Origin of the sequence: Thalassobaculum salexigens DSM 19539 (genome assembly GCF_000423805.1) — a bacterium.
Lineage (GTDB): Bacteria > Pseudomonadota > Alphaproteobacteria > Thalassobaculales > Thalassobaculaceae > Thalassobaculum > Thalassobaculum litoreum.
The window spans coordinates 1730137-1753690 of record NZ_KE384093.1 but is presented as its reverse complement, the minus strand read 5'-3'; the positions used below and the strand labels follow the sequence as shown (position 1 = coordinate 1753690).

At 67.8% G+C, this 23554-nt stretch carries 23 protein-coding genes; 9 read left to right on the top strand and 14 right to left on the bottom strand.

Features of this window, described 5'->3' with window-relative positions:
- Positions 1 to 87 precede the first annotated feature (87 nt).
- Genes urtB through urtE form a run of 4 tightly spaced genes read left to right on the top strand, consistent with a single transcriptional unit; the run spans position 88 to position 4340 of the window.
- A complete protein-coding gene (gene urtB / locus G578_RS0112575; RefSeq protein WP_028794534.1) occupies positions 88 to 1722 on the top strand; it encodes an urea ABC transporter permease subunit UrtB in 1635 nt (544 codons plus the stop codon).
- Positions 1719 to 2873 (top strand): urea ABC transporter permease subunit UrtC, encoded by a 1155-nt coding sequence (gene urtC, locus G578_RS26130; protein WP_038014097.1) that lies wholly within the window; start codon positions 1719 to 1721, stop codon positions 2871 to 2873. Before urtB ends, urtC begins: the two co-directional genes overlap by 4 nt.
- Positions 2870 to 3631, top strand: coding sequence for an urea ABC transporter ATP-binding protein UrtD (urtD, locus tag G578_RS0112565; protein WP_038014094.1), 762 nt, complete (start codon positions 2870 to 2872; stop codon positions 3629 to 3631). Before urtC ends, urtD begins: the two co-directional genes overlap by 4 nt.
- A gap of 10 nt (positions 3632 to 3641) precedes the next feature.
- Positions 3642 to 4340: an urea ABC transporter ATP-binding subunit UrtE gene (gene urtE, locus G578_RS0112560; RefSeq protein ID WP_028794532.1), complete on the top strand. Its 699-nt coding sequence runs from the start codon at positions 3642 to 3644 to the stop codon at positions 4338 to 4340.
- Positions 4341 to 4658: 318 nt separating this feature from the next.
- Here the strand turns inward: urtE and choV are convergent, their stop codons facing one another.
- From choV to G578_RS0112515, 9 genes are all read right to left on the bottom strand, one after another.
- Positions 4659 to 5708: a choline ABC transporter ATP-binding protein gene (choV, locus tag G578_RS0112555; protein ID WP_028794531.1), complete on the bottom strand. Its 1050-nt coding sequence runs from the start codon at positions 5706 to 5708 to the stop codon at positions 4659 to 4661.
- Positions 5705 to 6538 carry a choline ABC transporter permease subunit gene (gene choW / locus G578_RS0112550; protein WP_028794530.1) on the bottom strand — a complete coding sequence of 278 codons (834 nt, stop codon included), beginning with the start codon at positions 6536 to 6538 and terminating at the stop codon, positions 5705 to 5707. Before choW ends, choV begins: the two co-directional genes overlap by 4 nt.
- 68 nt (positions 6539 to 6606) lie before the next feature.
- On the bottom strand, positions 6607 to 7533 hold the full coding sequence (choX, locus tag G578_RS0112545) for a choline ABC transporter substrate-binding protein (RefSeq protein WP_028794529.1): 927 nt from the start codon (positions 7531 to 7533) through the stop codon (positions 6607 to 6609).
- Positions 7534 to 7649: 116 nt separating this feature from the next.
- Positions 7650 to 8951: an NAD(P)/FAD-dependent oxidoreductase gene (locus G578_RS0112540; RefSeq protein WP_051244723.1), complete on the bottom strand. Its 1302-nt coding sequence runs from the start codon at positions 8949 to 8951 to the stop codon at positions 7650 to 7652.
- Positions 8951 to 9970 (bottom strand): branched-chain amino acid ABC transporter permease, encoded by a 1020-nt coding sequence (locus G578_RS0112535; protein ID WP_051244721.1) that lies wholly within the window; start codon positions 9968 to 9970, stop codon positions 8951 to 8953. The genes G578_RS0112540 and G578_RS0112535 overlap by 1 nt, the downstream gene beginning before the upstream one ends.
- Positions 9971 to 9980: 10 nt before the next feature.
- Positions 9981 to 10856, bottom strand: a complete 876-nt coding sequence (locus tag G578_RS0112530) for a branched-chain amino acid ABC transporter permease (protein WP_028794526.1) — start codon at positions 10854 to 10856, stop codon at positions 9981 to 9983.
- A gap of 12 nt (positions 10857 to 10868) precedes the next feature.
- Positions 10869 to 11573: an ABC transporter ATP-binding protein gene (locus G578_RS0112525; protein ID WP_028794525.1), complete on the bottom strand. Its 705-nt coding sequence runs from the start codon at positions 11571 to 11573 to the stop codon at positions 10869 to 10871.
- A gap of 11 nt (positions 11574 to 11584) precedes the next feature.
- Positions 11585 to 12361: an ABC transporter ATP-binding protein gene (locus G578_RS26125; protein WP_038014091.1), complete on the bottom strand. Its 777-nt coding sequence runs from the start codon at positions 12359 to 12361 to the stop codon at positions 11585 to 11587.
- Between the two features lie 61 nt (positions 12362 to 12422).
- Positions 12423 to 13745 carry an ABC transporter substrate-binding protein gene (locus tag G578_RS0112515; protein ID WP_051244718.1) on the bottom strand — a complete coding sequence of 441 codons (1323 nt, stop codon included), beginning with the start codon at positions 13743 to 13745 and terminating at the stop codon, positions 12423 to 12425.
- A gap of 242 nt (positions 13746 to 13987) precedes the next feature.
- On the opposite strand from G578_RS0112515, the gene G578_RS0112510 reads away from it, so the two are divergent.
- Positions 13988 to 14983 carry an NAD(P)H-quinone oxidoreductase gene (locus G578_RS0112510; RefSeq protein WP_028794523.1) on the top strand — a complete coding sequence of 332 codons (996 nt, stop codon included), beginning with the start codon at positions 13988 to 13990 and terminating at the stop codon, positions 14981 to 14983.
- Between the two features lie 13 nt (positions 14984 to 14996).
- The gene (locus G578_RS0112505; protein WP_028794522.1) at positions 14997 to 15485 is read left to right on the top strand and encodes an L-2-amino-thiazoline-4-carboxylic acid hydrolase; all 489 of its coding nucleotides are present in this window, start codon (positions 14997 to 14999) and stop codon (positions 15483 to 15485) included.
- Positions 15486 to 15663: 178 nt separating this feature from the next.
- On the opposite strand, the gene G578_RS26120 is transcribed toward G578_RS0112505, so the two are convergent.
- The 3 genes from G578_RS26120 to mdoH are packed head-to-tail and all read right to left on the bottom strand — an operon-like array spanning position 15664 to position 19140.
- Positions 15664 to 16431: a RibD family protein gene (locus tag G578_RS26120; RefSeq protein WP_051244716.1), complete on the bottom strand. Its 768-nt coding sequence runs from the start codon at positions 16429 to 16431 to the stop codon at positions 15664 to 15666.
- Complete coding sequence (locus G578_RS0112495) at positions 16428 to 17225, bottom strand: creatininase family protein (protein ID WP_028794521.1); 798 nt, start codon at positions 17223 to 17225, stop codon at positions 16428 to 16430. The genes G578_RS26120 and G578_RS0112495 overlap by 4 nt, the downstream gene beginning before the upstream one ends.
- A gap of 31 nt (positions 17226 to 17256) precedes the next feature.
- Complete coding sequence (gene mdoH / locus G578_RS26115; RefSeq protein WP_084618934.1) at positions 17257 to 19140, bottom strand: glucans biosynthesis glucosyltransferase MdoH; 1884 nt, start codon at positions 19138 to 19140, stop codon at positions 17257 to 17259.
- A gap of 251 nt (positions 19141 to 19391) precedes the next feature.
- Between mdoH and G578_RS26110 the strand changes: the two genes are divergently transcribed.
- Positions 19392 to 20606 carry an OpgC family protein gene (locus G578_RS26110; RefSeq protein WP_051244714.1) on the top strand — a complete coding sequence of 405 codons (1215 nt, stop codon included), beginning with the start codon at positions 19392 to 19394 and terminating at the stop codon, positions 20604 to 20606.
- A complete protein-coding gene (locus G578_RS28425) occupies positions 20603 to 21454 on the top strand; it encodes an alpha/beta hydrolase (protein WP_051244712.1) in 852 nt (283 codons plus the stop codon). Before G578_RS26110 ends, G578_RS28425 begins: the two co-directional genes overlap by 4 nt.
- On the opposite strand, the gene G578_RS29535 is transcribed toward G578_RS28425, so the two are convergent.
- Together G578_RS29535 and G578_RS0112470 are read right to left on the bottom strand one after the other, a co-directional pair.
- Complete coding sequence (locus G578_RS29535) at positions 21441 to 21602, bottom strand: hypothetical protein (protein ID WP_156907303.1); 162 nt, start codon at positions 21600 to 21602, stop codon at positions 21441 to 21443. The two genes, G578_RS28425 and G578_RS29535, sit on opposite strands and share 14 nt — an antisense overlap.
- Positions 21603 to 21681: 79 nt before the next feature.
- Entirely contained in the window at positions 21682 to 22296 is a 615-nt protein-coding gene (locus G578_RS0112470) for a hypothetical protein (protein WP_028794520.1), read from the bottom strand.
- A gap of 163 nt (positions 22297 to 22459) precedes the next feature.
- Between G578_RS0112470 and G578_RS0112465 the strand changes: the two genes are divergently transcribed.
- On the top strand, positions 22460 to 23494 hold the full coding sequence (locus G578_RS0112465; protein WP_028794519.1) for a trans-3-hydroxy-L-proline dehydratase: 1035 nt from the start codon (positions 22460 to 22462) through the stop codon (positions 23492 to 23494).
- Positions 23495 to 23554 lie beyond the last annotated feature (60 nt).

Genomic DNA, 23554 nt, shown 5'->3' with positions numbered 1-23554 from the left:
CACCTGAAACGCTGAGCCCCGCCGCACGACCGGCGGGGCTCACTCCGGACGCCCTTTGTCGAAGCAGCCCAGCGAGTTCCCCGCGAGATGGCCCGTCCTCTCCTCCTGATCCTGCAGCGGATCGCGCTTGTGCTTGTCCTGGCGACCGCCCTCATCGGCGGGTCAGCACAAGCCCAATCCGGCCCCTCCGTCCCCGACCTCGTCTCCCGCCTCGCCGGAGCCGACTTCAATGAGACCGAGCGGGTGGTCGAAGCCCTGGCCGCCTCCGGCGACGCCTCGGTCGCCCGCCTGCTCGAAGCACTGGGTGACGGCGACCTGTACTACCGCCGCTCCGACAACGCCGTCTTCATCGCCACCCGCGGCGGCGAGGGGTACCTGCTGACCGACCCGCTGACCGGCACGAGCGCCGGCGAGGCGGGGCGACGCGAGGTCGCCAAGGTCCGGGTAAACAACAGCCTGCGCCGGGCCGTGCGGGCCGCCATCGGCACCCTCACCCTGCGCAGCCCCGACCCCGCCATCCGCATCGCCGCCGCCCAGTCGGTGCTGAAGAGCGGCGATCCCGAAGCGGTCGAGCCGCTGACCGAGGCGATCGCGGCCGAACAGAACGACAGCGTGCGCGCCGTCATGGAACGCGCCCGCGCCGCCGCCATCCTGAACAGCGACGCTTCCGACGCGGTGAAGATCGACGCGGTGAAGACCATCGCCGCCAAGAGCAGCCAGGACACCCGCGCGATCCTGCTCGCCGCCTCCAACGGCGCCAGCGAGGCACTCGGCTCCGCCATCGCCGACGCGGTGCGCCGGGTGGAGGGCGACCTCGCCCTGTGGTCGGCGGCGCAGAACGTCTGGTACGGGCTGTCGCTCGGCTCGGTGCTGCTGCTGGCGGCCATCGGCCTCGCCATCACCTTCGGCGTCATGGGCGTGATCAACATGGCCCATGGCGAAATGGTCATGATCGGCGCCTATGTGACCTACGTGGTGCAGGAGATCATCCGCAACCACGCGCCGTTCCTGTTCGACGTCTCCCTGCTGATCGCGCTGCCCCTGGCCTTCGCCATCGCCGGCGCCGTCGGCATGGCGATCGAGCGCGGCATCATCCGCTTCCTCTACGGACGGCCGCTGGAGACCCTGCTGGCCACCTGGGGCCTGTCGCTGATCCTGCAGCAGGTGGTGCGCAGCCTGTTCGGCCCGACCAACCAGGAGGTCGGCGCGCCGAGCTGGATGAGCGGTGCCTTCGAGCTGGGCGGACTCACCCTCACCTATGGGCGGGTCTGGATCATCGTCTTCGCCCTGGTGGTCTTCGCCGTGCTGGTGCTGGTGCTGCGGCATACGTCCTTCGGGCTGCAGATGCGCGCCGTCACCCAGAACCGGCGCATGGCCAGCTCCATGGGTATCCGCACCAACTGGACCGACGCCCTCACCTTCGGCCTCGGCTCCGGCATCGCCGGGGTGGCGGGCGTGGCCCTGTCCCAGATCGACAACGTCAGCCCCAACCTCGGCCAGTCCTACATCATCGACAGCTTCCTGGTGGTGGTGTTCGGCGGGGTCGGCAATCTCTGGGGCACCCTGGTGGGGGCGCTGTCGCTGGGCGTGCTGAACAAGTTCCTGGAACCCTATGCCGGTGCCGTGCTCGGCAAGATTCTGGTGCTGGTTTTCATCATTCTGTTCATTCAGAAGCGCCCGCGCGGATTGTTCGCGCTCAAGGGCCGGGCGGTGGAATCATGATCTCCGGCCGTTTTCTGCGCCTGACCGGCACCTCCGGGCTGATCCTGCTGGCCTGCCTGCTGGCGGCGGCGATCTACGTCCCCGTCGCCAACCAGGTCATCGACCCCGGCTCACCGTTCCATGTCAACACCGCGTCGGTGGTGGTCTTCGGCAAGTATCTCTGCTTCGCCATGCTGGCCCTGTCGATCGATCTGGTCTGGGGCTATTGCGGGATCCTGTCGCTCGGCCACGGCGCGTTCTTCGCCCTCGGCGGCTATGCCATGGGCATGCATCTGATGCGCGAGATCGGGCCGCGCGGCGTCTACGGCAACCCGATCCTGCCGGACTTCATGGTGTTCCTGAACTGGGAGTCCCTGCCGTGGTTCTGGTACGGCTTCGACATGTTCTGGTTCGCCATGGTGATGGTCGTGCTGGTGCCGGGCCTGCTGGCCTTCGTCTTCGGCTTCCTCGCCTTCCGCTCGCGGGTGACCGGCGTCTACCTGTCGATCATCACCCAGGCCATGACCTTCGCCCTGATGCTCGCCTTCTTCCGCAACGAGATGGGCTTCGGCGGCAATAACGGCCTGACCGACTTCAAAGACGTGCTCGGCTTCGACCTGCAGGCCGACAGCACCCGCATCGGCCTCTACCTGCTGTCGATTGCCGCTCTCGCGGTCATGTTCCTGATCTGCCGGGCGATCGTGCTGTCGCGGCTCGGCAAGGTGCTGATCGCCGTGCGCGACGCCGAGAGCCGCACCCGCTTCATCGGCTACCGGGTGGAGCACTACAAGCTGTTCGTCTTCACCGTCTCGGCCATGATGGCCGGGGTGGCCGGCGCCCTCTACGTGCCCCAGGTGGGCATCATCAACCCGGGCGAGTTCGCCCCGGCCAACTCCATCGAGGCGGTGATCTGGGTCGCCGTCGGCGGACGCGGCACCCTGGTGGGCGCGGTGATCGGCGGCATCGGCGTGAACCTGGCCAAGAGCTACTTCACCGGCGCGCTGCCGGAGATCTGGCTGTTCGCGCTGGGCGGGCTTTTCGTGGTCGTCACCCTGTTCATGCCCAAGGGCATCCTCGGCCTGATCTCCCAGTGGCGCCGCCGTCAGCCACCGCCCGAACCGGCGGCCGAGACCGGCGCACCCTCCTCCACCGCGGCGGAGGAACGGGCATGAACACACTGCACAAGGAACTGACCCGCACCGTCCTCTATCTCGACGGGATCAGCGTGTCCTTTGACGGGTTCAAGGCGCTGAACGACCTGTCCTTCGTAGTCGAACCGGGGGAGATGCGGGCGATCATCGGCCCGAACGGGGCCGGCAAGACCACCATGATGGACGTGATCACCGGCAAGACCCGCCCCGATGTCGGCAGCGCCCTGTTCGCCGGCCAGCACGACCTCACCAAACTGGACGAGGCCGACATCGCCCAGCTCGGCATCGGCCGCAAGTTCCAGCGCCCCACCGTGTTCGAGAGCCACACGGTGCGCGACAACATCGTGCTGTCGCTGGCCGGCAAGCGCTCGGTGTTCGACACCCTGTTCGCCCGCGCCAGGGAGGAGGAGGCCGACAGGATCGACCGGGTGCTCGACACCATCCGCCTGGCCGACCGCGCCGGGATGATGGCGGCCGACCTCAGCCACGGGCAGAAGCAGTGGCTGGAGATCGGCATGCTGCTGGCCCAGGACCCGTCGCTGCTGCTGGTGGACGAGCCGGTGGCCGGCATGACCGACGCCGAGACGGTGCAGACCGCGACCCTGCTCAAGGAGATCGCCCGCGACCATTCCGTGGTGGTGGTCGAGCACGACATGAGCTTCGTGCAGGATCTGGGCGTGATGGTCACGGTGCTGCACGAGGGCTCGGTGCTGGCGGAAGGCTCGCTCGACCATGTGAGCGCCGACGAGCGTGTCATCGACGTCTATCTCGGCCGGTGAGGAACCAGACATGCTGACGATCAAGGACCTCACCCTGCATTACGGTGCCGCCCAGATCCTCTGGGGCATCGACCTGCAGGCCGAAGTGGGCAAGGTGACCTGCGTGCTCGGCCGCAACGGTGTGGGCAAGACCAGCCTGCTGCGCGGCATCGTCGGCCACCATCCGGTCAGCGGCGGCACGCTGGCCTGGGGCGCCGCCGACCTGACCGCCCTGCCCTCCTTCGAGCGCGCCCGCTCCGGCATCGCCTATGTGCCCCAGGGCCGCGAGATCTTCCCGCTGCTGACGGTGAAGGAGAACCTGCACACCGGCTATGCCTGCCTGCCCTCGAGCGAGCGCAAGGTGCCCGACGAGATCTTCGAGCTGTTTCCGGTACTGAAGACCATGCTGGACCGGCGTGGCGGCGACCTGTCCGGCGGTCAGCAGCAGCAGCTCGCCATCGCGCGGGCCCTGGTGACCAAGCCGAAGCTGCTGATCCTGGACGAGCCGACGGAGGGCATTCAGCCGTCGATCATCAAGGACATCGGTCGCGCCATCGAGATCCTGCGCGAGCGCGGCGACATGGCGATCCTGCTGGTGGAGCAGTATCTGGATTTCGCCAAGGCGCTGGCCGACACGGTGCTGGTGATGAGCCGCGGCCGCGTGGTCTTCCGCGGCAGACCCGACGGCCCGGAGTCCGGCGAGATCGACCGGCTGATGGGGCTGACATAGGGGTTTCCTGGTCCCCCGTTCCACCTCCCGTTTTCCCGGCCTTGCGCCGGGACCGAGGGTGACGCTCACTGGAACGGCACAGATCTATCGTCGGCGCTCCAGCACAAGAAGCCCTGGATCCCGGCGCAAGGCCGGGAAGACGGGGGAGGGTTCGCCAATTACCGTTCCCCCGTCCCCAATTAGGAACACTTCCCGGACCTGTTCTGGGACCGACGGGGCGGCGTGACCCAACTCTGGCGAAAACTCACGGAAGCCTTGGTATTCCCCGGCGTGGGCCCCGGAACAGGTCCGGAGAGTGGGGCGGAAGGGGCAAGCGCCCTACCCCTTCCCCTCGCCCAGCGACACCAGCCGCGCGAGCAGCGAGTCCCGGGTCACCATCCCCACCGTCTCATCCCCGTCACGAACCACGACCGGGTTCGGGCCGCGCAGGATGCACTCCATGACGTCCTCGATCTCGGTGTCGCGCTCCACGCTCACCTCGGAGAGCGTACCCGTCGCCGGAACCATCACGTCCCCCGCCGTCAGCACGCCGAGAGGATTCATGTTGTGCACGAACTCCGCCACGTAATCATTTGACGGATCTGAATAAATCTCGCGTGGTGTTCCGCATTGGACGATCCGCCCACCGTCCATGATCGCGATCCGGTCGCCGAGCTTGAACGCCTCGTCCAGGTCGTGGCTGACGAAGACGATCGTGCGCTTCAGGCTCTTCTGCAGGTCGAGCAGCTCGTTCTGCAAATGAGTGCGGATCAGCGGGTCCAGAGCCGAGAACGGCTCGTCCATCAGTAGAATCGGCGCCTTGGTGGCGAAAGCCCGGGCGAGGCCCACGCGCTGCTGCATGCCGCCGGACAGCTCCGCCACCTTGCGGTCCGCCCAGTCGGACAACCCCACCAGCGCGAGTTGCTCGGCTACCTGCTCGGCCCGCTCCTTCGCCGCCATGCCGGCCAGCTCCAGGCCGAGGCCGACATTCTCGGCCACGCTGCGCCAGGGCAGCAGGCCGAACTGCTGGAACACCATGGCGACCCGGTTCTGCCGCAGCCGGCGCAGGGTGGCCGGATCCGCCTCGGAGATGTTCACCATCCCGTCGCCGTCATTGACCATGACGCAGCCCCGCGTCACCGGGTTCAGCGCGTTCACCGCCCGCAGCAGGGTCGACTTGCCGGAGCCGGACAGGCCCATCAGCACCAGGATCTCGCCCTCGGCCACCGACAGCGAGCAGTCGTGCACGCCCAGAATCTGCCCGGTCTCCGACTGGATCTCGCCACGCGACTGCCCCGCATCCATCAGCGGCAGGGCGGTCTGCGGGGTCTCGCCGAAGACGATGGAGACGTTGCGGAACTCGACGGCGACTCCCGTTGCGGCGCTCATTCCTTGGTCACCCGCAGCATGCGATCGAGCATGATGGCGACCACGACGATGATGAAGCCGCTCTCGAAGCCGAGCGCGGTGTTGACCTGGTTCAGCGCCCGAACCACCGGCACGCCGAGCCCGTCGGCGCCGACCAGGGCGGCGATCACCACCATGGACAGGGACAGCATGATGGTCTGGTTCAGCCCGGCCATGATCTGCGGGAAGGCGTAGGGCAGCTCCACCTTCCACAGCTTCTGCGAGGGCGTGGCGCCGAACGCCTCCGCCGCCTCCAGCAGGTGGGTCGGGGTGGAGACGACGCCCAGATGGGTCAGCCGGATCGGCGCCGGCACGACGAAGATCACCGTGGCGATCAGGCCCGGCACCATGCCGATGCCGAAGAACACGATGGCCGGGATCAGATAAACGAAAGTCGGCAGGGTCTGCATCAGGTCGAGCACCGGGCGCATTACCCGGTAGAGCCGCGGGCGGTGGGCGACGGCGATGCCGATCGGCACCCCCACCCCCATGCAGACCACGCAGGCCGACAGCACCAGGGTCAGGGATTCCGTGGTCTCCTCCCAATAGCCCTGGTTCAGGATGAACAGGAAGCCCACCACGATGAAGGCGGTGGTCTTCCAGTTACGCTGCAGCGCGTAGGTCAGCCCGGCGAAGACGGCGACGATCGCCAGCGGATGCGGCCATTGCAGCACCAGCAGGATCGCGTCGATCATCCATTCCAGCGCGTCGGACAGGGTCCAGAAGAACCAGCCGCCATTGGTCTGCAGCCAGTCGAACAGCTCACCCGCCGTCCGGCCGACCGGGATCTTGGTCTCGGTCAACCACTCCATGGCATCCCCCGCCCGTCAGTCATAACGACCGGGAGGGGCGCGAAGCCCCTCCCCATACGCGTTGTCGCTCAGAGCCCGAGGGCCGATTTGACCGCCGCCTGGGCGTCGCCGCCGTCCTTGGTGGTCACGCCGTCGAGCCAGCCCATGACCATGTCCGGGTTGGCCTTCATCCAGGCGGTCGCGGCCTCGTCCGGGTCCATACCCTCGTCCAGGATCGAGGCCATGATCTCGTTCTCCATGGCCAGCGTGAACTTCAGGTTCTTCAGCAGCGCGCCAACATTCTCGCACTCGGCGACATAGCCGGCGCGGGTGTTGGTGTAGACGGTCGCGCCGCCCAGGTCCGGGCCGAAATAGTCGTCGCCGCCGGTCAGGTAGGTCAGCTCGAAATTGGCGTTCATCGGGTGCGGCTCCCAGCCGAGGAACACCACCGGCTCGCCGCGCTGGTCGGCCCGGGCCACCTGGGCCAGCATGCCCTGCTCGGAGCTCTCCTTGACGTCGAAACCCTTCAGGCCGAAGGCGTCCTTCTCGATCATGTCGAGGATCAGGCGGTTGCCGTCATTGCCCGGCTCGATGCCGTAGATCGTCTCGTCCAGGGCGTCGGCATGCTTGGCGATGTCGGCGAAGCTCTTGATGCCGAGCTTGGCGCCGGCGGCGTTGGTCGCCAGAGTATATTTCGCCTCTTCCAGGTTCTCGCGCACCGTGTCGACGGTGCCCTTCTCGCGATACGGCGCGATGTCGCCTTCCATGGTCGGCATCCAGTTGCCGAGGAACACGTCGATATCGCCCTGGGCCATGGAGGTATAGGTCACCGGCACGGACAGGACCTTGATGTCGGTCTCGTAACCCAGCGCCTCCAGCACCTCCGTGGTGGCGGCCGTGGTGGCGGTGATGTCGGTCCAGCCGACATCGGAGAATGTGACGGTATCGCAGCTCGCATAGGCGGTGCCGGCGGAAAGGCTCAACGCCAGGGCAAACGCGGCGGTTCTGGTTTTCATCGTGAAAACTCTCCCGTTTCAAATTGATGGCTTTGATCGCCCGCCGGTTGCGAGCGACCGTGCGCCTATCACAGCACAGATCCGGGAGAGGTCAACCGAAGCGGCTGAATACGGGTTCAGTCCCGCTGGTCGAGCTGCCGGTAGCGGACCAGCGCGGCCTGGGCGAGACGGCCGAGCGAACTGACGAAGGGCATCGGCTCGATCTCCATCTTCGGCAGGCCCAGCGCGTCTTCCGGCTTGCCCTGGGCCCAGTCGGCCAGTTCCTTGCCCATGGCGATGCCCAGCGCCATGCCTCGGCCGTTATAGGCGATCGGCGAAATCGCGCCGGGACCGATCGAATGTACCCGGGGCAGCCGGTTCGGGGTCATGGCGATGCGGCCGTTCCAGACATAGTCCAGCCGCCGGTCCCGGATCTGCGGAAAGGCGTTGCCGATGCGCTCGGCGATCCAGGGGCGGATACGGGAATCCATGTTCAGCGGCAGGGCCAGGGTCGCGCCGGTGACCAGCCGACCCGCCCGGTCCTTGCGGAACGGATACAGATCGCGCCGCGTGTCCGACGAGGAGATGTCGCTGGGGATCACGCTGGCGGCGATGTCGGCCGCCATCGGATGGGTCGAGACCTGGTAGTTGATGATCCGCACCAGGGTCTTGGCCAGGGCCGGGATCAGTGCGCCGGTATAGGCGTTGGTCGCCACCACCAGCCGGTCGGCGGTTACCTGCCCCTGGGGCGTGGTCACCCGCCAGGCGCTGCCCTCGCGGGTGACGGTCAGCGCCGGGGAGCCCGTGAACACCTTCGCGCCCTGCTCCATCGCCGCCTTGGCGAGGCCCTGGGCCAGGGCCAGCGGGTTCACATGGCCGCCGGACTCGATGAACAGGGCGCCGTGATAGATGTCGGTGCCGAGCTTGGCGGCGATCTCGCCCGAGTCCAGCAGCTCGGCCCGGGCCTGGCGCCGGGTCCATTCGCCGTAGCGCTTTTCCAGCAGCTTCATGCGCGAGGCCCGGTGCGCCGGCTGGGCCCAGCCGTTCTGCACCGCATCGCAGTCGATCCCGTATTTCCGGATCAGATCGAAGGTCAGGGATGCGCTGTCCCGCAGGAAGGCGACCATCCGCTCGCCCGCGTCCGGGCCGAACTTCGCCACCAGCGCGTCCGGATCGCCGGCGGCGAGCGTGGGAATGATATGGCCGCTGTTGCGCCCGGAGCCGCCGAAGCCGGCCCGTGCCGCCTCCAGCACCACCGCGGAGATGCCGCGCTCGGCCATGTGCAGCGCCGCCGACAGGCCGGTGACGCCGCCGCCGACGATCACCACGTCGGCTTTCAGGGACTCCCGAAGCTCGGCGGTCTGCGGCGGCGGGGGTGCGGTCGCCGCCCACAGGGACGGCGCGTGGGCGGGCAGGCTCTGCGATGCGGCGTCGGACACTATTCCCCCGGCTGCGGCCTCGGTTGCGTGGTGGGGCCGGAGGTGCCGCCGGTTCTGTTCTCGAACACCTCGATCACCCGCCCGAGCACCCCGCGCGGCATGTAGATGATGAACAGCACCAGCATCGCCCCGTAGATCATGACGTCGAGACCGTGGACGTCATGGCCCACAGTCTGGCGCAGCCCTTCGGTCAGGAGCAATGTGATAACCGCCCCGACTGTGGGGCCGAGCTGCACGAACATGCCGCCGGCGATGGCGGCGAAGACGATCTGCAGGGAGATGGCGATGCCCGAGGTGGTCTCCGGGTTGATGTAGAGCTGGTACTGGCCGTAGATCGCCCCGCCCACCGCCGTCATGCCGGCGGAGATCATGGTGACGATCAGCTTGGTGCGGGTAACGTGCACGCCGAGCGAGGCGGCCGCGTCCTCCTCCTGGCTAACCGCCTCCATGGCGTAGCGGATCATCGACCGATCCACCGCCCGCCAGACCAGCAGGCCAACCACCCAGACCGCGACCACGATGTAGAACCAGGTCACCTTGTCGGAGAACTGCATGGCGATGAACGAGTTCGGCGTGTCGGCGGAGATCACGCTGTCCGGGGTCACGCCGAGCGACCCGCCGGTGTAGTCGCGCAGGGCCACGATGAGCAGCCGCACCACCTCCGACAGGGCCAGGGTCACCAGGGCGAAGTAATGCCCGGTGATGCGGAAGCGGAAGCAGGGGAAGCCGATCATGAAGCCGACCGCCATGGAGACCACCACGGCCACCGGGATACCGATCCACGGCGTGATGCCGGCATGGTTCCACAGCATGGTGACCATATAGGCGCCGATGCCCATGAAGGCGCCATGGCCCAGCGACACCAGCCCGAACCGGCCCATCACCGACCAGCCGGTATAGATGAAGCCCCAGAGCAGCGCCGAGATGGCGATGTGCAGGACGTAGTCGCTGAAGCCCAGCGCGGGGATGGACAGGACGGCGAGGAAGCCGACCGCCTTGATGATCATGGGAATGTTCATGGCCGCCTCCTCAGCTCTTCGATCCGAGAATGCCCTGCGGGCGGATGAACATCATGACGATGAAGAAGGCGAAGGCGATCACGTAGCCCCACTCGATCTCGGCGTAGAACCCGCCGAGCGCGATGAACTCGGCGAAGATGAAGGCGGCGATGAACCCGCCGATCATGTTGCCGAGCCCGCCCATGACGCAGACCATGAAGGTGATCGGCCCGAAGGTCAGTCCGATCGCCGGATGGATGTCGTAGAGCAGCACCAGCAGGCAGGCGCCGAGCCCGGCGAGCCCGCCCCCCAGGGCCGACGTCACCAGATAGATCTTGCCCGGGCTCACCCCCATCAGCGGCATCACGTCCCGGTCCTGGCTGATGGCGCGGATCGCGGTGCCGAGATAGGTGCGCTTCAGGAACAGCCACAGGCCGACCACCGCCACCAGACTGACGATGAAGGCCAGCAGGCGGGTGGTGGGGATGTACATGTCCCCCGCCTCGATGCTGCCGAAGGAGACGCCCAGGTTGCGGAACTCGACGGAGAAGGCGAGCGTGGCGAAGCCCTGCAGGAAGAACAGCACGCCGCCGGTCACCAGAAGCTGGTTGATCGGCTCGGTATGCAGGATCGGACGGATGATGAAGTAGTGCAGCGCCGCGCCCAGCAGGGCCACCACAAGGATCCCGGCCAGCATGGCCAGGGGCAACGGCACCCCGTAGTCGCTGTACAGGAAGTAGATCGTGTACATGCCGAGCATGATCAGCTCGGCGTAGCAGATCCACACCACGTCGATGACGCCGAAGATGATGTTGAGGCCGAGGGACAGCAGGGCCAGAACGCCGCCGAACAGCAGGCCCTGGATGACGGTCTCCCAGAAGAACGGGTCGGTGAGCGGAAAATCCACGGGGCGTCTCCTTCAGAGGCCGATATAGGCGCGGCGGACGTCGTCGTTCTCCAGGAGCTCCCGGGACGATCCGCTCATCTTGATCTGGCCGACCTCGAGCAGGTAGGCGCGGTCCACCACCTTGAGGACCTGCTGGATGTTCTGCTCGACGATCAGCACGGTGTAGCCCTCTTCGCGGATGCGCCGGACCAGGTCGAACACCTGCTGCACGATCACCGGCGCGAGACCGGCCGACGGCTCGTCCAGCAGCAGCAGCTTCGGCCCCGACATCAGGCCGCGGCCGATGGCGCACATCTGCTGCTCGCCGCCGGACATGGTGCCGGCGAGCTGGTGGCGCCGTTCCTTCATGCGCGGGAACAGCTCGTAGACATAGGCGAGCCGCTCGTCGAAATGTGATCGGGCCGACGCGATGAAGCCGCCCATCTTCAGGTTCTCCTCGACCGTCAGCCGGGGGAACAGGCGCCGGTGCTCCGGCACGTGGGCGATGCCCATCTCGATGATCTTGTGGGCGGGGACGTCGTTCAGCGACACCCCCTCCATGGCGATCTCGCCGCCGTTCAGGTCGATGACCTTGGAGATCACCCGCAGCAGCGAGGTCTTGCCGGCCCCGTTCGGGCCGATCACCGCCACCGCCTCGCCGGCGCGGACCTCCAGGCTGACGTCGAACAGCGCCTGGAAGGTGCCGTAACCGGCGGAAACGTTCTTCAATTCAAGCATGCCGTCCCCCGTCACGCGCCGACTGTTTCAGCGGACGCCTGGCCGCCTACCTGGGTCTGCACGGCCTCCGCGTCGGTGCCGAGATAGACCTCGACCACCTTTGGATCGTGGGCCACTTCGTGCGGCAGACCGGCGGCGATGATCTCGCCGTGATCCAGCACGATGCAGCGGTCGACCACGCGCATCAGCACGCCCATGATGTGCTCGACCCAGATGATGGTGATGCCCCGCTGCTCGCGGATATGGCTCAGCATGTCGGCCGCCTGGTCCATCTCCTTCTCGTCGAGGCCACCCAGGCTCTCGTCGGCGAGGAGAAGGCGCGGTTGGGTGGCCAGCGCCCGGGCCAACTCGAGCTTCTTCAAGCCCGCTGCCCCCAGCCCGTCGACCCGGGCGCGGCCGTCCACCGGGAGCTGGGTGAGATCAAGCGCGTCCTCGGCCCGGCGCCACGCCTCCTCGCGGGAGATCGAGCCGTCGGCGCCGAAATACGCGGCGAGCGCCACGTTCTCCAGGATGGTCAGTTTTCGGAACGGGCGCGGGATCTGATAGGTCCGCGCCACGCCCTTGTGGCACACCCTGGTGGGGACGAGACCGGTGATGTCCCGTCCTTCCAGGGTGATGGTACCGGCGGTCGGCGGCAGCGCCCCGGCGATCAGGTTGAAGGTGGTGCTCTTGCCCGAGCCGTTCGGTCCGATCAGGCCGAGGATCTCGCCCTCGTCAAGATCGAACGCGACCTCGTTGACGGCGGTGAAGCCGCCGAACTTCTTGGTCAGGCCGCGGACCTGCAACATCTCTCCCATCGCCGAAACCCCTTGTGCCGACGTGACCGATCTCTGAACGCCTAAACCGGCGTCAGCGCGCGTAGGTGTGGCCGTCCGGCAGCGGAAGCACCGGGTCCATGGTCTGGATCGCGGTCGGCCAGACGATCTTGGTCGCGCCGTCCACGTACTGCATGACGACCGGCGACGAGCGCTCGTTCTGTCCGGCCATCTTGTGGCCCGGCGGGTTGAACTTCACGCCATAGCCCTGAACCGTGCCGCCCACCGGAATGTCGGTGTCCAGCGCGGCCTTGCGCAGGGATTCCGGATCGTAGCCGCCATACTCCTTGATCGCGCGCGGCAGCACGTCGCTGAAGAAGATCCAGGCCTGGTTGAAGCCCATGGAGGTGTGCGGCGGCACTTCGTTGGCCCCTGTCTTCTCCTTGTAGCGCTTCACCATCTCAGCCGTCAGATCGCCGAGGCCGGGCGCCAGGGTCGACGGATCGAGAAGCTGCGCCGCCACCGGGTCGGTGTTGTAGATGTAGTTGGCGTCCTCGCCGAAGGCCTCGGTCAGCTTGTCGATCTGGCCGTAGCCGGCACCGTGGCCGATCAGCGCCTTCCACTTCAGGCCCTGCTCCTTGGCCTGGCGCAGGAACAGCGTGATGTCCGGGTTGTAGCCGGTGTGCAGGATCACATCGGCCCGGGCCCGGCGCAGCTTGGTGATCAGGCTGGACAGGTCGGGGGCGGTAGCAGAGTAGCCCTCCTTCAGGGTCACGTCCATGCCGTAGCCCTTGCAGGTCTCCTCGTTGCCCGAGGCGACGCCGGAACCGTACGGGCCGTCCTCATAGATGATCGCGACCTTCAGGTCCGACGGCTTCATGCCGAGCTTCTTCTCCGCATACTCCTGGAGGAAGGTGCAGGACGCCCAGCCGAACTGGTCCGAGTGGACCTGGCCGCGGAACACGTATTTCAGGTTCTTGTCCTTGAACACCGCCGACGACACGCAGACGTTCGCCCACATGAACTTCTGCTGCGCGTCGACCTTCTGGGCCATCGGCACGCAATGGGCGGAGGAGAACACGCCCATGATCAGGTCGACATTCTCCTGATCGAGCAGGCGGGTAGCCTCGTTGATCGCCACCTCGGCCTTGGACTGGGCGTCGGCGACGATGGTCTCGATCTTGTGGCCCTCGACACCCCCCTGCTCGTTGATGAGCTCCACGGCGATCTCGTTGCCGACGGCAGCCGCCGTCGAGCCACCGGCCGCGAACGGCCCGGTGAAGTCGTAGATCACGCCGATCCGGATCGGATCTGCGGCCTGTGCCGTCGCCGGCATCAGGGACAGAAGCGGTAGGGCGAGTGCGGCCGCGCCAAGCGCGGACACCGCCGCCCGACGGGCGACCTTGGTTGATTTCATGACGTTTCCTCCGGCTCTTTTGAGCATGTACGTCCGGTGATCCCGGATCGCTGATTGGACGCCAAGTGTCGAAACGGGGGCTCTTGAGAGTCAAGATGGTAAACGGGCGTCAATCCTGCGCATTGCGCGCGCAGCCGTTCGCCGAATGCACGCGTGCTCTGTTTTCCGCCATTTCCAAGCGGGCAATTCCAAGCGGCCGCCGCATGGTCTAGGAAGGAGCCTCGACCAACAGGGAGGAAACCATGACCGACATTCCGGCGACGATGACGGCGATCGAGATCGAAGGCGCGGGCGGCCCGCCCGAGGTGCTGAAGCCGACCACCCGCGACGTGCCCGCGCCCAAGGCCGGCGAGGTCCTGGTGAAGGTCGCCTATGCCGGGGTGAACCGGCCGGACTGCATCCAGCGCTCGGGCGGCTATCCGCCGCCGCCGGGCGCCTCCGACATTCCGGGCCTGGAGATCGCCGGCGAGGTGGTGTCGATCGCCCCGGACGTGACCCGCTGGAAGGTCGGCGATCAGGTCTGCGCCCTGGTGCCGGGCGGCGGCTATGCCGAGTACTGCACGGCGGCGTCGGACACCTGCTCGCCGATCCCCGAGGGCTACTCCCTGGAGGAGGCCGCGGCGATTCCGGAGAACTACTACACGGTCTGGACCAACGTGTTCGAGCGCGGCCGCCTGCAGAAGGGCGAGACCATTCTCATTCACGGCGGCTCGTCGGGAATCGGCACGACGGCGATCCAGCTCGCCCATCATTTCGGCGCGACGGTCTACGCCACCGCCGGGTCGGCCGAGAAGTGCAAGGTCTGCACCGATCTCGGCGCCGACCGAGCGATCAACTACCGCGAGGAGGATTTCCAGGCGGTCCTGAAGGAGGCCGGCGGCGCCGATGTCATTCTCGACATGGTCGGCGGGCCGTATATCCAGAAGAACGTGGACAGCCTGAAGCTGGAGGGCCGGCTGGTGCAGATCGCCTTCCTGCAGCCGCCGCAGGTCGACGGCTTCAACTTCCTGAAGGTGATGACCAACCGCCTGACCATCACCGGCTCGACCCTGCGGCCGCGCACGGTGGCCCAGAAGGCGGCGATCGCCCGGCAGCTCGAGGAAAAGGTCTGGCCGCTGTTGGCCGCCCGCACGGTGAAGCCGATCATGTACAAGACCTTCCCGCTCAAGCAGGCGGCCGAGGCGCACGCGCTGATGGAGTCGAGCAAGCATATCGGTAAGATCATGCTGAAGGCGTAAGGGGGAGAGGACCATGGCCGAAGAGGTAACGCTGGAGCAGCTCAGGGCGGCGGTGAACATGCGCGCCTCCGCCTATGGCCACATCTTCGACGTGCTCAAGGAGAAGTTCGGCGCCGAGGAGGCGGTCGATCTCCTGGGCGAGGCGACCCGCCGGCTGGGCACGGATATGGGCGCGCATTTCACGGCGTACGGGCCGGCCGATACGGTCGGCCTGTGCGACGCCTTCCTGGGCGGCATTCCCGGCCGAGACGCGATGTTCGCGCCCGAGGTGATCGAACGCAGCGACGAGCGGATCGAGATCCAGTTCCACCGGTGTCCGCTGAAGGATTTCTGGGTCGCCGACGGACGGTCGCAAGAGGATGTGGAACGGCTCTGCCGGGCGGCGGGCCGGATCGATGGCGGCCTGTTCGAAACCGCCGGCTTCGTCTTCAAGGGCCGCACCTGGCAACCGGGTCAGGACGGTTGCTGCCGCCTGATCGTGGAACCGGGAACGGAGAGCTGAGGGAGAAACCCTCCCTCTCTTTCCTTCTAATCACGCCCCGGATTTATTCCGGGGCCTACGGTTGGGAGCGACCGTACGTCTCCGCCGGTACTGAGGCGTTGGAGCAAACCGAAGGGTGGGCCCCGGAATAATCCCGGATTAAATCCGGGACGGGAGTGTGCGGGTGAGAGAGTGTGCCCTACCGCTGCGGCACCAGGTCGAACAACGTGTCCGCCCCCAGCGGATACCGCGCGCTTGAGAAGCGCAGCGCCTCGTCCATCGTCTCCACCTCCTCCAGCAGAAAGCCCTGGCGGCCGGAGCCCAGGATGATCGGCGCCACCATCACATGCAGCCGGTCGAGGCACCCCGCCCGCACGAAATGCGACAGGGTCGCCGCCCCGCCCTCCACCAGCACCACGTCGTGGCCGATGGCGGACAGGCTGTCGAGCACGCCGCAGGGATCGACGAGGCCGTTCTCGTCGGGCTCGCAGGGCAGGTCGACGCCGGTGACCATGGTCGGCGCCGCCTCGTCGGTGAACAGCTTGCGGTCCTGCGGCACGCTGCCGTTGCCGGACAGCACAACCCGGGTCGGGTTCTCGCCGGCGCAGCGCCGTACGGTCAGCGACGGATCGTCCGTCCGCAGGGTCCCCGCCCCCACGATCACCACGTCGACCAGGGCGCGCAGCCGGTGCAGATGGTCCAACGCCTCCGGCCCGTTCACGTAGTGGGAATGGCCGCGCGCAGTGGCGATGCGGCCGTCCAGGGTCTGGCCGCTCTGACCGATCGCGACCCGCCCGCGCGCCGCCGCCTCCACCAGGTCGAGCAGCGCCGGACAGCCCGGAATGTCGGAGCCCTCCTCGCGCATCCGGCCGATCTCGGCGATCAGCGGCCGCGCGTCGCCGTCCAGCCGGCGCACCTCGCGGGCATGCAACATGGTCTCGCGGACCGTCTCCCAGGTAATGCTCACGCCAGTCCCCCGAACCCTGACAGATCCTCGATCACCGCGGCGAGCCGGGTGGCCATCGCGTCGATGATGCGATGCCCCAGCTCCGCCGTCGCGGCCGCCGCGTTGCCGGTCACCCCGGCCGGGTTCAGGTCCTGGGCCATCCAGCCGAGGCCCGTCGACCCCTCCCCCTCCAGCGCGGCGAAGTCCTTCTCCCATGCCTGGGCGCGCGAGGCAAAGTCGGCCATCGCCGCCTGTCGCACCAGCTCGGGGGCGGCGGCCAGCATCATCGAGGTCTCCAGCATGCCGCCATGCAGACCGTAGCGTTCCTCCTCCGCGCCGAGATCGACCGCGTCGCCCAGCAGCCGGAAGGTGGTCGCGCGCGCCACCGTCAGCCCGTGGTCGACCCGCAGCCTCGTGGCGACCACGTCGACCAGCCCGGTCTGGCCGCCATGGCCGTTCAGGATCACCAGCTTGCGCAGTCCCGCCCGCGCGGCCGAGGCGCCGATGGCGGTCCAGGCGGCGATCACCGTCTCCGCCTCCAGGGACAGGGTGCCGGGAAACGCCAGATGCTCCGGGCTGAGGCCGACGCGCTGGGTCGGCAGGCGCAGCACGGTCGCGGCCGTCGCTCCCTTGGCGCGGGCGGCGGCGACCACCGCGTCGGTCAGGATCGCGTCGGTGCCGAGCGGCAGGTGCGGGCCGTGCTGCTCCACCGCCGCCACCGGCAGCAGCGCGACCGCGCGGTCCGGCACGCCGTCGGCGAGGTCGGCGGTGGTCAGGTGTTCCCAGTCGATCCAGCGGGGAGTGTGAAGGTCCATGTGTCGAACCAACGCCAGCGCGGCGCCCGCGTCAACTCTCCGGCTTCAGCGGCACCGGCACGCGGTTGGCCAAGGCCGGGGCGACCGGGCCGCCGGCCGGCAGGATCTCGATGATGTCCTGATCCGCCGGCGCCAGGGCGGCGGCGATCTCCGGCGGGGTGTCGAACTCCTCCGGCACGGCGCAGAGCCGCCAGCGCTGCAGCATGCGCCCGAGCGCCGGCGCCGCCGAGCCGACCGCGAACGGGACGGCCAGCAGCCAGGCCAGCACGATGGGGGCGGCCCAGGGCAGCATCGACGGCGCGTAGAGCGCCAGCCCCGCCGCCATGGCGAGACCGATCAGGGTCTGCGGCCACAGGGTGGACAGCGCCTGACCCCAACGCACTTCGCGCGGGTCGCGCATCTGGGCGTTCCAGGTGATGCGCCGGCCGATCATCAGCCCGCCGATGAAGATCGTCTGGGCCACCGCCACCGCCGGCGCGACCAGCATGCCGAAGACCAGCTCGAGCGCCGCCCCCGCCAGAATGCGCGGCCCGCCGCCGTAGCGCTTGCGTTTGGCGGCGGACAGCAGGATGTCGAGCACGCCCATGATCTTCGGCGCGAAGGTGATGGTCATCATGGTGGCGAACAGGGCGACGCCCTCGTTCCACTGCACCGCCGACCACAACGCCTCGGAGAAGGCCAGGGAGCTGGCCGGATCGAGGCCGCCGGCGAACAGCCGGGTCATGCCGAGCGCGATGAAGCCGAGCCACATCGGCGCCGACAGGTACATCAGGATCGCCAGCGCCAGCTGCACCCGCCCCAGCGGCCGCCAGACCGGCCAGCCGATCAGCTTGAAATACTGCAGGTTGCCCTGGCACCAACGCAGGTCGCGCTTGATGAAATCGAGCACGCTCGGCGGATTCTCCTCGTAGGAGCCGCCCTCCACCGGCAGCACCCGCACCTCGTAGCCGGCCGCCCGCATCAGCGCCGCCTCGACCTGGTCGTGACTGAGGATCTCGCCGCCCAGTGGCGGGGTGCCCCTGAGGCGCGGCAGATGGCAATGGGTCCGGAACGGCGCCAGACGGAGGATCGCGTTGTGGCCCCAGTAGGGCCCGCTGTCGCCCTGCCACCACGCGCTGCCGGTGGTGTAGGCGCGCATGCCGTGACGCATGCCGAACTGGAAGATCCGGGCGAAGGCGCTGGAGGACGGCAGGCCGACGGCGAGGGTCTGCAGGATTCCGAGCGACGGGTTGCGCTGCATCAGCCGGACAAGCCGCAGGATCGCCTCGCCGCTCATCAGGCTGTCGGCGTCGAGCACGATCATGTGCTCGAACCGGTCGCCCCAGGTGGCGCAGAACTCCTCGATGTTGCCGACCTTCTGACGGGTGTTGTCGGCGCGGCGGCGGTAGTGGATGCGCGCGGGCCGTGCCGAGACCGCCCGCCAGGCGGCGAAGCGGCGCTGCTCCTCGGCGGCGATCTCCGGATCGGTGGTGTCGGACAGCAGGAAGATCTCGAAGGCGTCGTCCTGGCCGGTGCGGGCGAGCGAGGTCTCCACGACCCGCAGATGGCGGAACACCCGGCTCGGATCCTCGTTGAACACCGGCATGACGATGGCGGTCGGCGCGGTGACGGCGGAGGTCTCGTCCTCCAGCCCGTCCAGCGGCAGGACCGCGGCCAGCCAGTCGCGGCGCAGATGCAGGAGCGCGACACCGATCACCGCGTTCCACAACCCGATGATCACCCAGGGCAGCGTGCCGGCGTAGAGCGCCAGCATGGCGATATCCAGGCCGTCGATCCCGTCGGCGCCGAGCAGCCGCGTCATCCAGGCGAACAGCGCCAGGCAGGTCGCGCCGACCAGTCCGAGGAAAGCCCAGCGCCGTCGTCGCATCACACGCATCCGTCTGCTGCCGGAAGCGTCCGGGTCATTCGCCGTCATGCCGTCCATCCAAGCCGTAAAGGTCTCCAGGGTCCCGGTCGTCGCCGGGTTTGGCCGCACAATATGTGTGCCGCCGCCCCGGCTTCCATAGGCTTGAAGGCCCGGTGACCTAATCGTGAGGTGTGCGGGCCGCGCGGAGCGTTCACGAACCCGTGGGCCAGGCATTACGGGAGTTTGATTGGCCTTGAACCGGGCGAAGGCCTATCTGTTTCCTCGACACCGTCTTGAGGACCCGCCTTGAGGATCCGCCGATGAGCCTTCCCGGCCGCGCGCCGCGCGACCCCCGCCTGGATTTCTTCCGTGGCATCGCGATGCTGATCATCTTCATCGCGCATGTGCCGGAGAACCTGTGGGCGAACTACATCCCCGCGCGGTTCGGCTGGTCGGACGCGACGGAGATGTTCGTGTTCTGCTCCGGCTTCGCGGCGGCCCTGGCCTTCGGCTCGACCTTCCACAAGGCGAACTTCGCCTACGGCACGATGCGCATCGGCTATCGGGTCTGGCAGATCTACGTCGCCCACATCACCATGTTCATCTTCATCGCCACCCTGGTCCTAGCCATGACCGGGCTGCTGGACGGCGAGCACGACTATGTCAGCCAGCTCAACCTCAACTGGTTCTTCGATCACCCGGCGGAGGCTCTGGTCGGGCTGTTCACCCTGACCTACGTGCCGAACTACTTCGACATCCTGCCGATGTATATCGGCGCGCTGGTCCTGGTGCCGGCGGTGATGGCGCTGTCACGGATCCATCCCTGGGCGGCCCTTGGCTTCGTGGCGGCGGTCTATGCCGGCGTGCACCTGTTCGGCTGGATGCTGCCCGCCCATCCGGACCACCAGGACATCCCGTGGTTCTTCAACCCGCTGGCCTGGCAGCTTCTGTTCTTCACCGGCTTCGCCTTCGCGCTCGGCTGGATCCCGGCGCCGCGGATCTCAAAGCCCTGGGTGATCGCGGCGGCCGCCTTCGTGCTGCTGTCCGCGCCGGCGGCGAACTGGGACATCGCCAAGGATGTCGAGGCTCTGCGCTGGGTGCGCGAGGTGGTCTGGGACCTGCAGGAGAAGACCGACTTCGGCCTGCTGCGCTACCTGCACTTCCTCGCGCTGGCCTATCTCGCCATCGCCCTCGTGAACCCGCGGATCGAACTGCTGCGGGGCGACTGGGCGAAGCCGATCGTCACGGTCGGCCAGAACTCCCTGGCGGTGTTCCTGCTGAGCATGGGGCTGTCGCGGGTCGCCGGCATGGTGCTGGACCAGATCGGCCGCTCGACGCCGGCCGTCGCCCTGGTCAATATCGCGGGTCTCGCGATCATCATCGGATTTGCCTATTGGTGCACCATGCTGAAGAAACAGCCCTGGCGGAAGCTGGCGGCCCAGCACGACGCGGAGACGGCCGAACAGAAACCCGCGCAGCGGCGTGCCCATACCGCCGACGCACCGCGCAGCGCCTATACCGCGCCGGCGGAGTGATCGCCCGTCTCACTCTTCTGCTGATGCTTCTGATCGCCGTTCCGGCCCTGGCCGGAACGGTGGAGGAGCGGTCGATCCCCAGCCCAAGCCTCGGCACGTCGATCGATATCCGGGTCTATGTCCCGAACGACACCGCCACCCCCCTGCCGGTGGTCTACCTGCTACATGGCTATGGCGGCGGGGCCCATGACTGGATTGGCGGCGGCGCGGCGCAGACGACGGCCGACGCGGTGTTCGCCGAGCCCGGCGCGGTGCCGATGCTGCTGGTGATGCCGGGGGTGGGAAATTCCTGGTACGTGGATTCGCAGAAGTACGGGGCCTGGGAGCGCGCCCTGCTCGACGACCTGATCCCGGCCATCGACCGGCTCTATCCGACCCGGCCGGAGCGCGCGCAGCGCTTCGTCGCCGGTCTGTCCATGGGCGGGTACGGGGCGCTGCGGCTGGCGGCGCATCATCCGGCGACCTTCCGGGCGGCGGCGGCCTTCAGCCCGGCGGTGTTCGAGGACGTGACCTCGGCGGCGGACTTTCCCGACTTCCAACTCCGGTTCTTCGCCGGCGCCTTCGGCGAGCCGTTCGACCCGGCCCTGTTCAATGGGGCCAATGCCTTCGCGCCGCTGCGGGAGATCCCGAAGGACCTGCCGGTCGATTTCTACGTCATGACCGGCGACCATGACGGCCTCGGCCTATGGGACGGCGCGCTGCGGTTCTTCCGGGCGGCGCGCGGTGGCGGTCACGCGGTGGAGTTGCGGGTGCGCGACGGCGACCATGAATGGCGCCTGTGGCGCGAGGAACTGGCACCCGCGCTGCGCTGGTTCGGCACCCTCAGCGGACCTCTCAATGAGCGCTGATCAGCTCCAGCTCCTCGGCATCCTCCAGCGACCAGTCGTCGCCGATCGCCTCGAGCATCTCGTCCGTGTCGGCCGACAGGATGGCCGCCTCGGACAGGTCGGCGGGAGCCAGGCCGTAATCGTCGGAAAACTTGGGGAAGTGTCGCATCGCTCTATCCTCCATTGAGAGGGCCGCTCGGCCCCCTATTTTCATTAAGCAAGGGGTGTGCCAGTTCTGATGCGTCCGGTCAGTTCACGACCTTCCACTGGCCGTTCGCCCGGCGGCAGACCGTGCCGGCCATGGTCGTGGTCTCGCCGTTGGCGTAGCTCTGGCCGGTATAGTCGCGGCAGTACTCATTGCCGCCGATGGCAGAGCTGTCATAGGCGGTGAAGGTAAAGTGCCGGCCGTATTCCGGGCTGATCCAAGTAACCGTCTGGCCGTTGCGCGTGTTCTCGAGCGCGTACTGGGCACAGGCCGCGTCGGCCGGACCCACGCGATCCAAATACGGCTCATTGGCAAGCACGCCGATCAGCACGCCGCCGGCGGTGGCCGACAGGTTCTGCGCACCACGACCGACCGGCTTGTTGGCCATGTCGCCATGGGCGTTGCCCAGGATCTGGCCGGCCAGGGGCGGATTGCTGGCGAGGAGAGGACGGTTGCAGGTCATGCTCGCCGTGTCGGCCGTCGGCACCAGAACGTTCGGGGTCGGCACCGGCACGAAGGCGACATTCGCCGGCTTCCCGCCCCAGACATAGGTCGGAGAGGAGATCTGCGGATCGGCAGCGGCGGTCTGGGCCATCGCCAGGGACAGGACGGTCGCAAAGGAAGCGCCGGTGATCGTCGACTTGGTGTTCTGTGTCATAGCCGTCTCCCTCATCGTGCTCGGGTGTCTCACTGTGTCGAGGCGATCGGGGCCCCGGGATGGGATCGTCGCCGCTACAGCCCTGATATGAGGGGACGGCTGTGATATGGCTGTGACCGGGCAGAGGTAAATGCGGGCTCCGCTGGGGCGAAAGGGGGGCGGAATGCGCTCGACCACCATGATTCAGATCGTCGGGTGTCACGCCGAGGGCGAGGTCGGCGACGTGATCACCGGCGGCGTCGCCCCGCCGCCCGGCGACACCCTGTGGGCGCAGTCGCGCTTCATCGCCACAGACGAGACCCTGCGCAACCTGGTGCTGAACGAGCCGCGCGGCGGCGTGTTCCGCCATGTGAACCTTCTGGTGCCGCCGAAGGACCCGCGCGCCGCCATGGGCTTCATCATCATGGAGCCGGCCGACACCCCGCCGATGTCCGGCTCCAACAGCCTGTGCGTCGCCACCGTGCTGCTGGAGACCGGAATCGTGCCGATGACCGAGCCGGAGACGGTGATCACTCTGGAGGCGCCGGGCGGGCTGGTACAGGCGACTGCGACGTGCCGCGACGGCAAGGTGGAGCGGGTGCGGATGCGTAACCTGCCCTCCTTCGCCGATAGGCTCGATGCCGTGCTGGAGGTGGCGGGGGTCGGCACGCTGACCGTCGATACCGCCTTCGGCGGCGACAGTTTCGTCATCGTCTCCGCCGAGACCTTGGGGTTCGCCCTGACCCCGGACGAGGCGCGTGACATCGCCGTTCTGGGAACGAAGATCACCGCGGCGGCGACCGAGCAGCTCGGCTTCGCCCATCCGGACCTGCCCGACTGGCGGCACATCTCGTTCTGTCAGGTGGCCGCCGCCGTCCGGCCCGACGGCGACGGGTTGCTCGGCCGCAACGCGGTGGCGATCCGGCCGGGCAAGATCGACCGCTCGCCCTGCGGCACCGGCTGCTCGGCCCGCATGGCAGTGCTGCACGCCAAGGGACAGCTCGCCGTCGGCCAGCGGTTCACCGGCACCTCGCTGATCGACAGCCGGTTCGACTGCCGCATCGAGTCTGTCGAGGACCGCGGCGGACGGGCCTGGATCACCCCGAGCCTGGAGGGTCGCGCCTGGCTCACCGACACCCGCCAGATTCTGCTCGATCCGAGCGATCCGTGGCCGGCGGGGTACCGCCTCAGCGACACCTGGCCGGGGCCCCAAGGTTGATCCCCCGGGCTTCATCGCTACTTCCTAGACGGCATATCCAGTCCCGCCGCGCGGTGGTCT